Origin of the sequence: Ellagibacter sp. (assembly GCF_048412355.1) — a bacterium.
GTDB lineage: Bacteria > Actinomycetota > Coriobacteriia > Coriobacteriales > Eggerthellaceae > Ellagibacter.
In genome coordinates this window covers 1-14,928 of the sequence record NZ_DBFSAP010000021.1, presented here as the reverse complement: position 1 = coordinate 14,928, position 14,928 = coordinate 1, and the positions used below count along the sequence as shown (strand labels likewise).

At 64.3% G+C, this 14,928-nt stretch carries 11 protein-coding genes and 3 tRNA genes; 12 read left to right on the top strand and 2 right to left on the bottom strand.

Going from position 1 to position 14,928, the window contains the following annotated elements; translation table 11 throughout:
* From ACMRQN_RS02985 to accD, 7 genes are all read left to right on the top strand, one after another.
* A partial coding sequence (locus tag ACMRQN_RS02985) for a hypothetical protein (RefSeq protein WP_418733762.1) occupies positions 1 to 184 on the top strand: 184 nt, incomplete at its 5' end.
* 739 nt (positions 185 to 923) lie between these two features.
* On the top strand, positions 924 to 1,904 hold the full coding sequence (locus tag ACMRQN_RS02980; protein WP_418733761.1) for a nitronate monooxygenase: 981 nt from the start codon (positions 924 to 926) through the stop codon (positions 1,902 to 1,904).
* Between the two features lie 26 nt (positions 1,905 to 1,930).
* Positions 1,931 to 2,863, top strand: coding sequence for an ACP S-malonyltransferase (gene fabD / locus ACMRQN_RS02975; RefSeq protein WP_418733760.1), 933 nt, complete (start codon positions 1,931 to 1,933; stop codon positions 2,861 to 2,863).
* Between the two features lie 36 nt (positions 2,864 to 2,899).
* The gene (fabG, locus tag ACMRQN_RS02970) at positions 2,900 to 3,664 is read left to right on the top strand and encodes a 3-oxoacyl-[acyl-carrier-protein] reductase (RefSeq protein WP_418733759.1); all 765 of its coding nucleotides are present in this window, start codon (positions 2,900 to 2,902) and stop codon (positions 3,662 to 3,664) included.
* Entirely contained in the window at positions 3,661 to 4,950 is a 1,290-nt protein-coding gene (gene fabF / locus ACMRQN_RS02965) for a beta-ketoacyl-ACP synthase II (protein ID WP_418733758.1), read from the top strand. The genes fabG and fabF overlap by 4 nt, the downstream gene beginning before the upstream one ends.
* A gap of 89 nt (positions 4,951 to 5,039) precedes the next feature.
* A complete protein-coding gene (gene fabZ, locus ACMRQN_RS02960; protein WP_418733757.1) occupies positions 5,040 to 5,489 on the top strand; it encodes a 3-hydroxyacyl-ACP dehydratase FabZ in 450 nt (149 codons plus the stop codon).
* 40 nt (positions 5,490 to 5,529) lie between these two features.
* Entirely contained in the window at positions 5,530 to 8,100 is a 2,571-nt protein-coding gene (gene accD / locus ACMRQN_RS02955) for an acetyl-CoA carboxylase, carboxyltransferase subunit beta (RefSeq protein ID WP_418733756.1), read from the top strand.
* A 114-nt stretch (positions 8,101 to 8,214) separates the two neighbouring features.
* Here the strand turns inward: accD and ACMRQN_RS02950 are convergent, their stop codons facing one another.
* Positions 8,215 to 8,829 carry an NUDIX hydrolase gene (locus tag ACMRQN_RS02950; RefSeq protein ID WP_418733755.1) on the bottom strand — a complete coding sequence of 205 codons (615 nt, stop codon included), beginning with the start codon at positions 8,827 to 8,829 and terminating at the stop codon, positions 8,215 to 8,217.
* A gap of 254 nt (positions 8,830 to 9,083) precedes the next feature.
* On the opposite strand from ACMRQN_RS02950, the gene ACMRQN_RS02945 reads away from it, so the two are divergent.
* On the top strand, positions 9,084 to 12,482 hold the full coding sequence (locus ACMRQN_RS02945) for an SNF2 helicase associated domain-containing protein (protein ID WP_418733754.1): 3,399 nt from the start codon (positions 9,084 to 9,086) through the stop codon (positions 12,480 to 12,482).
* Positions 12,483 to 12,508: 26 nt separating this feature from the next.
* Here ACMRQN_RS02945 and ACMRQN_RS02940 read toward each other — a convergent pair whose 3' ends face one another.
* Complete coding sequence (locus ACMRQN_RS02940) at positions 12,509 to 12,997, bottom strand: DUF523 domain-containing protein (protein ID WP_418733753.1); 489 nt, start codon at positions 12,995 to 12,997, stop codon at positions 12,509 to 12,511.
* 473 nt (positions 12,998 to 13,470) lie between these two features.
* On the opposite strand from ACMRQN_RS02940, the gene ACMRQN_RS02935 reads away from it, so the two are divergent.
* From ACMRQN_RS02935 to ACMRQN_RS02920, 4 genes are all read left to right on the top strand, one after another.
* Positions 13,471 to 14,355, top strand: coding sequence for a methionyl aminopeptidase (locus tag ACMRQN_RS02935; RefSeq protein WP_418238095.1), 885 nt, complete (start codon positions 13,471 to 13,473; stop codon positions 14,353 to 14,355).
* Positions 14,356 to 14,454: 99 nt separating this feature from the next.
* Positions 14,455 to 14,531: transfer RNA gene (locus ACMRQN_RS02930), tRNA-His, on the top strand.
* Between the two features lie 32 nt (positions 14,532 to 14,563).
* Positions 14,564 to 14,639 (top strand) — tRNA-Lys (locus ACMRQN_RS02925).
* A 32-nt stretch (positions 14,640 to 14,671) separates the two neighbouring features.
* Positions 14,672 to 14,747, top strand: a tRNA-Lys gene (locus ACMRQN_RS02920).
* The last annotated feature ends 181 nt before the right edge of the window (positions 14,748 to 14,928 follow it).

The following is a 14,928-nucleotide window of genomic DNA, read 5'->3' as shown; positions in this document are numbered from 1 at the left end:
CTTCGTCGACGGCGCCGACGCGAGCGAGTGGTCCGCCCCCTACCTCAAGTGGGCCGCCGACAAGGGGCTTATCGAGGGCTACGACGAGCCTGCCGGCAAGCGCCTCGCCCCCGGCGAGAACGCAGCCCGCGAGCGCGCGGCAACCGTGCTCATGCGCGCCTTCTACCTGGGCGTATTGAAGTAAGATGACCATCTGGCGCCGCTGGATCTCCGGCGGCGCCTCTGCGCCCGCGTGCGTTCTGGCTGGGCGCTTCGTGTCTGGTGGCGCCTCTAATCCGCCGCCTTCGAGCGTACGGGCGGCTATCCTCGCTGGTAGCTGTGACGACATCGTTGGCGGCGATGATGCCAGCGAGCCCTTCCGAGCAGAGTTTCTCATTTCTGCCAGAATCGCCACGTTTCGCTGTACTTTTTTCGAAATGCTAAGGGGAAACGGCCGGGTGCCAAGGATCTCGCGCAAAGGAACCTCGCGCTAAGGATGCCCGCAAAGGGGGCGTGTCTCCTCGCGTCAACTCTGCCCCCGCTTAGTGAGGGGCGTCTTTTCCGCCGTATATCTCCCCACTTGGCGGGGGTTTCTCTTTACGTTGCCCCTCTCCCCACTTGGCGGGGTTTCTCCTTGCGCCACCTCTCCCGCTTGGCGAGGTGCGTCTCTTTATGGCGCATATCTTCCCATGCTGCATATCTCCCCAAATTCGAGAATAATGTGGAGTAAAATTGAATCGCCATGAACGTTATTTATACACCTGTTAGCAAGTGTGAAAGCAAGTCTGCCCTTGTGGCCCCGCAGGCCGTTCTTCTCGTGAAGGGGCGGCGCGGCGCTTGCATTCAAATGGGCTCAAATTTACCATGAACTGCTGACGCAAAGAATCGAACTGCCGCATCCAAGTGGCTTCGAGCTGGGATATCCCCAGTTTTGGAAAGGAATTTTGAACGTGAAAACTCGTGTTACCGAACTCCTGGGCATTGAGGTGCCTATCATTCAGGGTGCCATGGCGCGCATCGCGGACGCGAGCCTTGCGGGCGCAGTTAGCGAAGCGGGCGGCCTTGGCATCATCGCCTGCGGTGGCGCGCCGCTCGACTGGGTGCGCGACCAGGTGGAAGCCGCGCGCAAGATCACGTCGAAGCCGCTTGGCGCGAACGTGATGCTCATGGATCCCAATGCCGCCGAGCTCGCGAAGCTGCTCGTCGACCTGGAGATCGACGTGGTCACCACGGGCGCCGGCAGCCCTGCGAACTATATGGAGATGTGGAAGGCTGCGGGCATCAAGGTCATCCCCGTCGTTGCGTCGACCGCCCTCGCAGTCCGCATGGAGCGGCTCGGTGCCGATGCCGTCGTGGCGGAGGGCACCGAATCGGGCGGCCATGTGGGGGAACTCACCACGATGGCGCTCTTGCCTTCGGTGACTGACGCGGTGTCTATCCCCGTCATCGGCGCAGGCGGCATCGCCGACGGCCGCGGCATCGCTGCCGCGTTCGCACTTGGCGCCGAGGGCGTGCAGATGGGCACGCGCTTCCTCACGGTGGACGAGTGCACCGTGGCCGACGCGTACAAGGAGAAGATTCTCTCCGCGAAGGATTCCGACACGATCGTTACCGGCCGCGGGTCGGGCCATCCGGTGCGCTGCCTCAAGAACAAGTTCGCCCGCTCGGTGAAAAAGCTCGAGGGCGACCTTGCGAAGAACGGCGACGAGCTCGAGCGTATGTACGTGGGCTCGCTACGCCGCGCCGTCGAGGGCGATGTGGACAACGGCACCATCATGTCCGGCCAGATTGCAGCCGTGGTGCATGAGCGCAAGACCGCGAAAGAGGTCATCGCCGAGCTCATGAGTGAGGCGGAAGCGCTCGGCGGGTGCACGCTCCAGCAGATGGCGGACGCGAATGCCGAACGCCGTCGCTTGGGCCTGTAGTCGATGTGGAGGAAGGTATCGATCGCATGAACCCCGTATTCCTGTTCTCCGGCCAAGGGTCGCAAAAGCCCGGCATGGGCGCCGACCTGATGGGCGTTCCCGAGGTGGCTTCGTCGTTCGAGTGCGCTTCTGACGTGCTCGGATACGATCTTGCCGAACTGGTGGCCACGGCTTCCCCCGAAAAGCTCAACGACACGCGCTACGCGCAGCCTGCACTTTGCGTGCTCTCGGTCGGCATCGCGCGCGCCCTCATGGCTCGCGGCGTGGTGCCGGCAGCCGTGCTCGGCTTCTCGCTCGGTCAGGCGTCCGCGCTCGCCGTCTCCGGCATGCTCTCCGAAGAGGAAACCTACCGCTTCGTGAAGGCGCGTGCCGAATTCATGGCCGAGGCCGCAAGCGCCCATGCGGGCGCCATGAGCGCGCTGCTCAAGGCCGACGATGAAGCTGTCCGCGCCGTGTGCGAGTCGTGCGCCCAGGGCGACGTGCTCGTTCCGGCAAACTATAACAGCCCAGGTCAGATTGTCATTTCGGGCACGCCCGATGCCGTTGCGCGCGCAGAAGAGGCGTGGGCTGCCGAGGGCAAGCGTTTCGCGCGCCTTGCCACATCGGGCGCCTTCCACAGCCCGCTTATGGCCGATGCGGCAGAAAAGCTCGCCGAGTACCTGGCGGGCATCGAGTTTAGCGAGCCTGCCATCCCGCTTATCTGCAACGTCGATGCGTCGCCGCTTTCTGCCGCCTGTGCCCGCGAGCATCTTGCGGAGCACCTTACGCATCCGGTCCGCTTCCAGCAAAGCGTCGAGGTGCTCGAGGAACAGGGCCACACAACGTTTTGGGAAGTCGGCTTCGGCGGCGTCCTTGAGAACCTCGTCAAGCGAATCGACCGCAAGGCGGTGCGCGCATGCGTGCAAGACCGCGCGAGCTTCGACGCGGCGCTCGAATCGCTTGCGCCCGACGCAAGTTAAAACACCCGTCCATTAGTTGGGAAGTGAGCAAAACCCATGACTGAACAGGTTAAACCCGAGCGCAAAGGAGCGCTCGTCACTGGATCGAGCCGCGGTATCGGCCGCGCGATCGCGCTTTCGCTCGCCGAGGCGGGCATGAACGTGTGCGTGAACTGCTCGAGCGAGAGAAGTCTTCCTGCCGCGCAGGAGCTCGCCGCGCAGATTTCGGCCACCTACGGCGTGAAATCGCTCGCCCTCGTGGCGAACGTCGCGTCGGCGGAAGAGGCGCAGACGCTCGTGGAATCTGCGCACGTCGCTTTCGGGCGGCTCGACGTCCTCGTGAACAACGCGGGCATCACGCGAGACGGGCTCGTGGCGCGCATGAAGGAAGAAGACTTCGACGCGGTGATCGACGTGAACCTGAAGGGTACGTTCAACTGCTGCAAGGCCGCCACGAAGATCATGATGAAGCAGCGCTCGGGCCGTATCGTCAACATGTCGAGCGTCGTGGGCGTGTCGGGCAACGCCGGGCAGGCGAACTATGCGGCGTCGAAGGCGGGCGTTATCGGTATCACGAAGTCGCTTTCCCGCGAGCTTGCGCCGCGCAACGTCACGGTGAACGCTGTGGCGCCCGGGTTCATCGAGACCGATATGACCGACGCGCTTTCCGGCAAGCAACGCGAGGCTATCTCCTCGCGCATCGCATGCGGGCGCCTCGGACAGCCCGAGGACGTGGCGAATCTCGTGAAATTCCTGGCCAGCGACGAGGCTGGCTACATTACCGGTCAGGTTATCTGCATCGACGGAGGTATGGCGCTATGAGCGAGGCAACCGTGAACACCAAGCGACCCGACGGATCGAACCGCGTCGTGATTACCGGCATGGGCGCGATTACGCCCGCAGGCGTCGGCGTGGAGGCGCTGTGGAAGGCGGTCATGGGCCGCGAATGCTGCATCCGCCCCATCGAGCGCTTCGATACGACCGACTACGAGGTCCACAATGCTGGCGAGATCTGCGGCTTCGATGCCACCGAGCACGGCCTCACGAAGAAGGAGTCGCGCCGCTTCGAGCGCTTCGTGCAGTATGCGATCGTCGCCTCGGACGAGGCGATCGCGCAGGCGGGCCTTTCCATGGAGGACGAGGACCCTTCGCGCGTGTCTGTCGTCTTCGGCAGCGGCATCGGCGGGATTGACGAGCTCGAGAGCGGATTCAAGACGCTGCTCGAGAAGGGTCCTAAGCGTGTGAGCCCGCTGTTCGTGCCCACGATGATCGGCAACATCGCCGCAGGCAACCTGGCGATTCGCTACGGCATGAAAGGCGAGTGCATCAACGTCGTCACCGCGTGCGCGACGGGCGCCCACTGCATCGGGCAGGCCGTGCGCGACATCCGCCATGGCTACACCGACGTGGCGCTTGCGGGCGGCGCGGAGGAGAGCGTGAACCCCATCTGCATCGCGGGATTTGCGAACCTGGGCGCCCTTTCGCGCGAGGAAGACCCTCTGCGCGCTTCCCGTCCGTTCGACCTCAACCGCGAGGGCTTCGTCGCTGGCGAGGGCGCGGGCGCGGTTATCTTGGAGTCGCTCGAGCACGCTCTGGCGCGCGGCGCTAAACCCTTAGCGGAAATCACCGGCTTCGGCTCGACGGGCGATGCCTACCACATGACCGCCCCCGACCCAGAGGGGGAAGGTGTGGTCCGCGCGATGCGCATCGCGCTTGAGGAAGGCGGGTTCACCCCTGCTGATCTGGGGCATTTCAATGCGCATGGCACAGGTACGCACGCCAACGAGCTAACCGAGTCCAAGGCGCTGCGCGCACTGTGCGGCGAAGAGGCCGGCCTTAAGGTCCCCGTGTGCTCGGTCAAGGGCACGACGGGCCACACGCTCGGCGCGGCAGGCGCGGTCGAGGCGATCGTCACGGCGCTTTCCGTCGCGAACGATTGCGTGCCGCCGACGGCCGGCTTCGAAACACCCGACCCCGAGGCTCCTGCCAACGTGCTCGCCGAGCCGCTTGAGAATTACAAGCAGAAGGTGGCGCTGTCGAACTCGCTCGGCTTCGGCGGGCACAACGCCTGCCTGGCGATCTCGCCGTACGAGGTTGCGGCGGAATAGGGGCGCTCGCTGCTCGCGCATTTGCGAACCGCGAGCAGCGCTGCCTCGGGCTTGCGGCCCGCGTTTGCGAAAGAGAAAGGTTCTTTTTGATGGATATTCAGTTCCCTTGCGGTCGCGAGGACATCGAGCGGGTGCTCCCGCATCGCGACCCCTTCGTGTGGATGACGCGCGTGGTGGAATGCACGCCGGGCACCTCGATCACGGCCGAGCTCGATGTCGACCCCGACCTGCCGCTGTTTCGCGGCCACTTCCCGACGCACCCGGTGCTGCCGGGCGTCATCATCATGGAGGCGCTCGCGCAGACGGCATCGTTTTGCGCGCTCGTCGACCGCGCGGACGAGGGAGTGCTCGGCTTCTTTGCGGGCATTGACAAGGCGAAATTCCGCAATCAGGTGCTGCCTGGCGACGTGCTCACGCTCTCGGCGAGAATCGTGAAGTCTTCGAGCCGCATGGTCGTGGCCGACGTCGAAGCGCGCGTCGGGGATAAGGTATGCGCCACGGCGACGCAGAAATACGTGCTTGCACGTTCCGAGGAATAATCCCATTTCCAGGGAAAACAGGTAGTCAAAGAGGGTTGGCATGAAGATCGCAAAGCAAGGGTATGTGACGTTTAACGCAGACGGGGCGTTCGCTCCCGCAGCCTCGGCGTCTGAGCAGGGTCAGGCGTCGGCGCCTGAGGCGGGCGTGGCGTATCGCCTCTCGCGGATCGCCGAGGAGGCGGCGGCCGAGGGCGTGCTCGCCCCGAACGCCGTCGACGCGGCCGATTCGTCGGGATACAACGTCGTTCCCTCGGGCGACGCGAGTGCGTACTCTCCGGTCGACGCTAAGGAAAACGAAGATGCCCGCCCTCGCGTGCTGCTCATGTCGCGCGGCCGCATGGCCAGGCAATATGTGCAGGCTGCTACCGACGCCGGCTTCTCGGTGTGGCTGCCCTTCACCACCGACAAGCGCTTCGAGCCCTATCTGCGCCAGGCGGCGGGCACAGTGTGTCTGGGCGAGAAGTACTCTGACGCCCTGTTCTGCAACGCCCATGCCGTGCTCGATGCGGCCAAGGAATGCGGCGCGGGCACGGTGCTCCTGTGCGATGAGTCGCAGCCGCTCGGCGAGGTCGACGGCTTCCTTTCGCGTGCCATTTCGCGCGGCGTGAACGTCTTCCGCCCGCTGAAGAACGACACCCCGGCGCTCGGCTGGGTGCTGTGCACCACGGAGAAGGCGGCGCCCGCGGTCGACAAGTGGCGCGCGTGCCCCCATTGCGGGCTGAAGTTCGCCGAGGAAAGCCTCGCCGCCTCGCACTACGTGTGCCCGACGTGCGGCGGCTATTTCCGCATGACCTCCGACGAGCGCATCGCCGATTTGCTTGACTCCGGCAGCTTCGAGGAATGGGACGCCCATATGCCCGAGCCCGACCCGCTCGAGTTCCCGGGTTACACCGAGAAGCTGGCGGCGCTGCGCGAGAAAACGGGACTTGACGAGGGCATTCGCACCGGTGCAGGCCGTATTGCTGGCATCCGTACGGCGTTCGCGGTTATGGAGTCCACCTTCCTCATGGGGTCGATGGGCACGGCTGTCGGCGAGAAGATGGCGCGCCTCGTGCGCCGCGCGGCCGACGAAGGGCTGCCGGTCGTGGCATTCACCGCTTCGGGCGGCGCGCGCATGCAAGAGGGCTTGGCGTCGCTCATGCAGATGGCGAAGGTGTCCTGCGCGCTTTCCCGCCTCGCCGAGTGCGGTCTGCCTTACATCTCGGTCATCACCGATCCGACGACGGGCGGCGTCACCGCATCGTTTGCCATGCAAGGCGACATCATCCTCGCGGAGCCCCATGCGCTTATCGGCTTCGCGGGCCAGCGCGTGATTCGCGACACCATAAAGCAAGAGCTCCCCAAGGGCTTCCAAACCGCCGAGTTCGCTCTCTCACACGGGCTCATCGACGCCGTCGTATCGCGCTCCGATTTGCGCGCGACGCTTGCGCAGCTGCTCGCGCTCCATTACGCGACGCGCGTGCAGGGCGAGCCGGTTGCGGGCGAGGAGCGCATGATTGTCACGTACGATTCGGTGAAGTCGAACCTCGAGCACGGCACCGACACCTACAACAAGGTGACGTACGGCCTGCTCCCCGTTGACGAGGGGCTGCTGCGCGAAGACGAGGAAGACGACTCGCTTCCCCTGTCGCTCGCCGAGACCGTCTTCGGATGGTTCGGGGGCAAGACGAGGCAGCTCGAGCGCGAGACGGATCGCCGTCGCGCCGCCGCTGACGCGCATGCGGGCGGCATCTCGGATGAGAAGGCGACCGCGTGCGCGCCCACCGCAGGGGCGCCTGCCGCCGAGCCCGCCGCCGATGCCGACGCGCAGGTCGCCGTGGGCGCGCAAACCTCGAGCGCATGGGAAAGCGTTCAGCTCGCGCGCAACGTGCACAGGCCCACGTCGCGCTATTACATCGACTGTATCGTCGACGGGTTCATCGAGCTCCACGGCGACCGAGGGTTCGGCGACGACGGCGCGATCGTCGCGGGCGTCGGCTGGATCGGCAACCAGGCGGTCACGGTGATCGCCGAGGAAAAGGGCTGCGATCTGAAGGACCGCATCAAGCGCAATTTCGGCTGCCCTCAGCCGGAGGGGTACCGCAAGAGCCTGCGCCTCATGCGCGAGGCGGAGAAGTTCGGGCGCCCGATCGTATGCTTCGTCGACACGCAGGGCGCGTTCTGCGGCATGGAGGCAGAAGAGCGCGGGCAGGGCAACGCCATCGCGGACAACCTGCTCGCCATGGCGGGCATGAAGGTTCCTATCGTAAGCGTGCTTCTGGGCGAGGGCGGCTCGGGCGGTGCGCTCGCGCTCGCCGTTGCGAACCGCGTCGCCATGCAGGAGCACGCGGTGTACTCCGTGCTGTCGCCCGAGGGCTTCGCGTCCATCTTGTGGAAGGACCGCACGCGTGCCCCCGAGGCCGCTGCCGTCATGAAGATGAGCGCCGCCGAGGCGCACGGCATGGGCATCGTCGACGACGTGCTCTCCGAAGGGCCCGCCCCTGCGCACGAGAACCCTGATGCGGCAGTCGACGTGGTGCGCGACTACGTGCGCCGCGAGCTTGCCGAGCTGGCAAGCGTTCCCGCCGATGACCTGGTAGAACAGCGCCGCGCCCGCTTCGAGGCGTTCTAAAACGAACGCTGGCCCGCCAGGCGCTCCGCGGGTGCGAGCTCTCGGCGGCTCATCTCATCATGCTCGGGAAAACGAACGGTTATCAAGCGAACCTCGAAAGAAAAACCCTTCGTTTTAGCGAATAGTTTTACAGCCTCCGACCTCTGCGATCGCCGCTTTCACGACGGGATCGTCCAGCTTGTCGATGAGCTTGCGGTAGATGCGCTCGTGAATCCACGGCTCGGTCGAAAGCGCGATGGCGTCTTCGGTGGGCACCCACTTCACGCCGCTATTCTCATCAGGCTTTATGCGGATTGGCTCCTCGGGGGAGGCCACGGCGAGATATGTCACGTTCAAATGCAGATGCGACCCGACGTACTTCCCGCGCTTCTCGTGTCCGTCGACGGTGAGCACTTCAAGTGAGTAGATGTTCCCCGCCGGGAGCGTCACCATGCGCGCGTGCGACACGCCCGTTTCCTCCTGAAGCTCGCGCAGCGCGACAGCAGCAAGGTCGCGCTCGCCGTCGGCGTGGCCCCCAATCCACGACCACGAGCCGTAGATGTTGTGGAACACGAGCAGCGTCTGCGCGCAATCGGGGCTTACGACCCAGATGGAGCACGCCATATGTGCAAGCGCCTCGCGGGAAAACGCGTTCTCGCACGTGTCGAGCACTGAGAGAATCACCTGCTTGTCGACTTCTTCCTGCTCGTTTGCCGGCTCGTATGCCGCGATGTCGTCTTCGATCGCCATGTTGTCCCTGCCTTTCCCTCCGCCTGATTGTAGCGCCGCTGTGCCCCTTCGCGCGCCTGACTTTCCCCTCGCGCCCGCGCGCTGCCTGAGCGCGCTCATCTTCGCAGGGCGCCGCTGCCCATTTGCTCGCGTCCGCCGCGCTTCTCTGCTAGGGCCCGCAGCTCCGCTCGTGTGCCTGTCGCCGCAAACGGCGGGGGCGTGCGTTTGCGCTTGCATCGCCGTGCTACACTAGCGTTTACGAAAAAAGGAGTCATGTGATTTCGGAACGCGAAATAGCAGCCAATTGCAATGCACGCACGATCGCCCGCGCCGAGCGGATAGCCGCGAGCGATCGCAACATCTTGACGAAGCGTGTGCGCTACGAGGTGGGGGAGACAGTGCTGTCTGCCCAGGTCGCAAGCTCAAGCGGGTGGGACGACCATTATCGTTCTTCGGTCTATCTGTCGCCTGACGAGGAAACGGTCGAGGATTGGTCGTGCACCTGCCCGGCGGTGATGGAATACGACGGGCTGTGCAAACACTGCGCGGCGCTCGCGCTCTCCTTCTCCCGCGCGCCTGAGAAGTTCATGGGTTTCACGCCGAAACGCCGTGTAGCGACGTCGGCCTGCATCACCGAGCTTATGCGCCGCGGCGAGCAGTTCGCCGACGACAGCGACATGGAAGGCTCGATCGATCTCGAGTGCACGCTCACGTACGGCTACCGTCTGTGGTCGGCGAGTTTCAAGGTGGCAAGCCCCACGTCTTCCTACGTCATGAAGAGTATCTCCGACTTCGTGTCGCGCATGCGCGCAGGCGAGCGCTTCTCTTACGGGAAGAAGCTCGCTTTCACGCACACACCGGCGCTCCTTACCGAGCGCGGCCGTCGCGTGGCGGAGTTCCTCGACCGTGCCGTCTCCCTGCGCGAGCGGAGCGCGCAGACCACCCGCTGGGGCATCGCCTTGGCGCCCGATGTCGGTCGCGATATCAGCCTCTCGGAAGCGGAGGTCGTCGAGCTGCTCGACGCGCTCGACGGAGGGTCGTTCACCATTCGCGGCACCGATATCGGCACGCGCTCGGTCACTGAGGCGCACATCGTTCACGCAGATCCCGAGGTCAGGGTGTCGCTCGAGAAATCCAACGAGGATGGTTACTGCATCGAGCGCGGCTCCGACGTTGTGCTTGCCGCGCAGGGTCGTCGTATGTACCTGTGGATGGGCGACGTCGTGTACCGCTGCTCGCCGGAGCTTGCTCGCTGTGCCGACTTCTTGCGCATGGTCTACGAGGGCTCCGATGTGCGCCTGTTCATTTCGAAGGAGGACATGCCGCTCTTCTGCTCCGCTGTGTTGCCCCAGGTGGAGAAGACGCTGCACATAGATATGCCGCCTGAGGTGGAGCGCTTCCGCCCCGTGCCCGGCGAAATCTCCTTCTACTTCGACAAGGTCCGCGCGGGCGTTCGCGTGGAGGCGGTGGCGACCTACGGCGACTTCCGCTACGTCTTGGCCGGCGAGGAGGCCCATCTCATCGATGCTTCGGGTGCTGCCGCCGTGTCCGCGCCCGTCCGCCGTGCACGTGCCGCGTCCGCTGCGCGCGGGATCGCCCTCACAAGCAAGACCGAGAGCGCCGAAGAGCCGGGACCCCTGCGCGACGCTCGCCTTGAAGCACGCGCGACGACGCTTGTTGAGCGCTACTTCGGTCTGGGGGATCCGATCATCCCGAACGCCGACGACGACGCGGTGGGAAACCTGCTCTTCGGCGGCCTGCCCGAGTTCCGCGCGCTCGGCGAGGTCTTCACCACGCCCGCTTTCGACCGCCTCATCCGCGACGGCAAGCCGCGCATCTCCATGGGGGTGTCGCTTGCGGGCAACCTGATCGATCTTACGGTGAGCGCGGGCGACTTGGAATCCGACGAGCTCGCCGCGCTGCTGTCGAGCTACCGCAAGCGCAAGCACTACCACAAGCTCAAGGGCGGCGCGTATCTCTCGCTCGAGGATATGGACTTGGCCGAGCTCGATCGCATCGCGTCTGACCTGGGAATCTCTCTAAAGGAACTCGCGAGCGGCAAGGTCGAGCTGCCGAGTTACCGCGCGTTTTACCTCGACGAGGAGAAAGACCTCGACCGCGATCGCTCCTTTAAGAGCTACGTGGACAACTTCCGCTCGGTCGACGAGCAAAGCTACACGCCGCCCGCCCAACTCTCAAGCGTGCTGCGCCCCTATCAGGAAGAAGGCTTCCGCTGGCTTTCTGCGCGCTGCGATGCGGGGTTCGGCGGCATCCTCGCCGACGAGATGGGCCTGGGCAAGTCTCTGCAGCTCATCTCGCTTCTGCTCGCCCGCCGCGACGAGGCGCGCCGCGTGGGGCCGAGCCTTATCGTGTGCCCGGCGTCGCTCGTGTACAACTGGCTGCAGGAATTTGCCCGCTTCGCCCCCGAGCTCGCGGTACGCGCCGTCGCGGGCCCGAAAGCCGAGCGCCGCCGCATCAGGGCGCTCTCGCTTCCCGCGCCCGACGGCGCTGCCGCCGCGGACCCGTGCGATGTGCTCGTGACCTCCTACGACCTGCTTCGCATCGATATCCACGACTGGGTGGGGGAGCGTTTCTTCCTGTGCGCGCTCGACGAGGCGCAATACGTGAAGAACCCGGCGGCGCTCGTCACGCGCGCGGTGAAGCGCGTCGAGGCGGAGCATCGTTTCGCGCTCACGGGCACCCCGATGGAGAACCGCCTCTCCGAGCTCTGGAGCATCTTCGACTTCCTGATGCCGGGGCTGCTCGGCCCCTATGCGCGCTTCCGCGAGCGCTTCGAGCTGCCGATCGTCGGTGGCGACGAGGACATCGCGCGCAGGTTGCAGGCGCTTGTGGGGCCGTTCATGCTGCGACGCCTGAAGACGCAGGTGCTTTCCGACTTGCCCGAGAAGCTCGAAAGCGTGGTGTACGCGCCCATGACCGGCGAGCAGCTGAAGCTGTATTCCGCGCATGAGCAGCGCCTTCGCGAGGAACTTACGCGCCAGAAGAACGACAAGGCTGCCAAGGACGGCGGACGCAAGAGCGGCATGTCGGACGCGGAGTTCAACAAGAGCAAGGTGCAGATCTTGGCCGAGCTCACGCGCCTGCGCCAGCTGTGCTGCGACCCGCGTCTGCTCTACGAGAGCTACAAGGGACCTGCGGCGAAGCTCGACGCGATTTGCGATCTGGTAGATTCCGCGATGGGCGGCGGCGAGAAGGCGCTCGTGTTTTCCCAGTTCACAAGCTTCTTGTCGCTTATTGCCGACAAGCTTGACGCGGCGGGCGTGCGTTACTTCACGATCACGGGTGCAACGCCTAAAGAGGAGCGGCTTGAGCTGGTGAACCGCTTCAACGCCGACGACACGCCCGTGTTCCTGATTTCACTCAAGGCGGGCGGCACGGGGCTCAACCTCACGGGCGCGTCGGTCGTCATCCATGCCGATCCCTGGTGGAACGCGGCGGCGCAGGATCAGGCGACCGACCGTGCTCACCGCATCGGGCAGACGCACGTGGTGAGCGTCGAGCGCGTAATCGCGAAGGGGACGATCGAAGAGCGCATCCTCGCACTTCAGGAGGCGAAAAGCGACTTGGCCGACCAGGTCGTCGGCGCGTCTGGTGTGTCGCTCGCCTCGCTTTCCCGCGACGATTTGGTCGACCTGCTGAGCCCGGTGGAATAGGAGTGGGCAAGGGAGCGCTGGCTTCGCTAGCCGTTGGCCAGGCGGCTGAAGTCGGCGGTCTCGTCGATTACGGTGATGCCCGCGTCGCGGAATGCGGCCGCAGCGATGCCCCATCCAGGCACGAGCGCGCCCGAAAAGGTGCCGTCGTAGACTTCCCCCGAGCCGCACGAAGGGCTCTTCGCCTTGAGAATTGCCAGCTTACAGCCTGCTTCTTTCGCGCGTGCGAGCTCGGCCTGCGCGCCGCGGGCGTAGGCGGCCGTGCGATCGGTGCCGTTTGCGTCGAGGATCGTCCAAGAGCGCTCGTCTGCCGTGTGCGTTTTCTCGCTCTCCATCCATGGAGCTTGTACGATTTCGCAGGGGGTGCGCGGCGTGGGAAGGCCGCCCGCTACTTCAGGGCAGATGGGCACAAGCTCGTGTCCGAGTGCAACAAGCTCCTGCACGCGCGCACAGGGCTTCGAGCGCCCGTCATAACGGCACGTTTCACCCAAAAGGCACGCGCTCACAGCAATTCTCATGCAAATCCCCCCACATGCATAAACTCGGGCTGGCAAGCCTCGGGGGCCCCGAAGAGCCCCAGGGCACCGAGGGGAACCCCAGGAGCCAGAGGGTCCCAGGAATCCCCAGGGTCCCAAGAGACCCGCCGCTCCACTTCTTCATGAAGCCAAGTATATCCCTTCGGTCTCCGTTCCCCCTTGTGCCCTCTGCGCGCTTGCGGGGGAAGGCCATGGGATTCCCGTGCAACGGGGCGGTCGCTCGGCGGGAAGGGCCGTCTGTCAGGGGATCGGCAACGGGGTCGCTCAGTGGTGAGGGCGCGCTTGCTCGTCGCGCTTGCGGCGCCGACCCGACTCCTTTCCTTCGCTCGGTTGTTGACGAATTCAGCTCTTTTGCCTTCGGATGAAACAAGTTCCCCGCCCGTATTCCCCAAAGGCTACAATGGAGGGCGACACAAAACGGCGCCTGAGCGAGGCGCCCTGTAGAAAGGCAGAGCATGTTCGACGGAATGAAGTCCCCTGGCCGCAACGACGAGTGCTGGTGCGGCAGCGGGAAGAAATACAAGAAGTGCCACCTCAACCTGGACGAGCGTTTGCAGGAGCTTTATGAGCAGGGCGAAGAGGTACCCTATCGCTCGCTTCTGAAGACCGCCGCCGACATCGAGGGCATCAAGAAGTCGGCCGCCATCAACATCGGCGTGCTCGATTACGTGGCCGAGCACATCAAGGCAGGCGTCAACACCGCCGAGATCGACAAGTGGATCTACGACTACACCATCGAGCACGGCGGCACGCCGGCCGACCTCAACTTCGAGGGGTATCCCAACAGCGTGTGCACGTCCATCAACGAAGTCGTCTGCCACGGCATCCCCTCCGAGGATGACGTGCTCAAAGAGGGCGATATCGTGAACGTGGACTGCTCCACGATTCTCGACGGCTACTTCTCCGACTCCTCGCGCATGTTCATGATTGGTGAGGTCGACGAGGAGAAGCAGAAGCTCGTGCGCGTCACCAAGGAGGCGCTCGAGGCGGGCTTGGCCGCGGTGAAGCCATGGGGGCACTTGGGCGATGTGGGCGCTGCGGTCTCCGCGCATGCACATGCGAACGGCTTCTCGGTCGTCGAGGAGTTTGGCGGCCACGGTATCGGCCTCGAGTTTCACGAGGACCCGTTCGTGAGCCACGTTGCCGAAGCGGGAACGGGCCCGGTGCTCGTGCCGGGCATGTGCTTCACCATCGAGCCGATGATCAACGCGGGGGAGCACGACATCGACATGTCCGACCCCAACGGCTGGACGATTCGCACAGCAGATGGCAAGCCTTCGGCGCAGTGGGAAGTGCAGCTTGTGGTGACCGACGATGGCTACGAGCTTCTGTCGTGGTAAAACGCCAGGTGGCAACCGTTATTTTGTGAAAGGCAAAATATTTAGAAATTTATCTTGCACTGCAGGTTGTTTTGCCCTAATATATCAACTTGCGCCACGGTGGGTGTGGCCTAGTTGGTTAGGGCGCCAGATTGTGGCTCTGGAGGTCGAGGGTTCGAATCCCTTCACCCACCCCAGCGCGCGCAGTATCTTTGACATATGCACTTTTGGACCGTTAGCTTAGTTGGTAGAGCAGGGGACTCTTAATCCCAAGGTCCGGGGTTCGAGTCCCCGACGGTCCACCATTTCAAAGATGCACTTTCACATACGTTTTCTTGGACCGTTAGCTTAGTTGGTAGAGCAGGGGACTCTTAATCCCAAGGTCCGGGGTTCGAGTCCCCGACGGTCCACCATCTCGAAATCAAGCCCCAGCAATGGGGCTTTTTCTTTGCCGGGTTGATTTTCATCTCTAGCCGGACACTTGCGGCATAAATAGAGTTTTCGCAGTTAGCAGGACGGGCGCGTGAGCGCCCGTCCTGTGTTTTCCCAGGTCGATATGGCCCGGTCTGCGGCAAATCGGGGCGTTCGGTTGAG

Bases quoted from the DNA above. Each gene is read 5' to 3' on its own strand.
- fabD (WP_418733760.1), top strand. From the start codon at position 1,931: ATGAACCCCGTATTCCTGTTCTCCGGCCAAGGGTCGCAAAAGCCCGGC.
- fabG (WP_418733759.1), top strand. From the start codon at position 2,900: ATGACTGAACAGGTTAAACCCGAGCGCAAAGGAGCGCTCGTCACTGGA.
- fabF (WP_418733758.1), top strand. From the start codon at position 3,661: ATGAGCGAGGCAACCGTGAACACCAAGCGACCCGACGGATCGAACCGC.
- fabZ (WP_418733757.1), top strand. From the start codon at position 5,040: ATGGATATTCAGTTCCCTTGCGGTCGCGAGGACATCGAGCGGGTGCTC.
- accD (WP_418733756.1), top strand. From the start codon at position 5,530: ATGAAGATCGCAAAGCAAGGGTATGTGACGTTTAACGCAGACGGGGCG.
- ACMRQN_RS02950 (WP_418733755.1), bottom strand. From the start codon at position 8,829: ATGGCGATCGAAGACGACATCGCGGCATACGAGCCGGCAAACGAGCAG.
- ACMRQN_RS02940 (WP_418733753.1), bottom strand. From the start codon at position 12,997: ATGAGAATTGCTGTGAGCGCGTGCCTTTTGGGTGAAACGTGCCGTTAT.
- ACMRQN_RS02935 (WP_418238095.1), top strand. From the start codon at position 13,471: ATGTTCGACGGAATGAAGTCCCCTGGCCGCAACGACGAGTGCTGGTGC.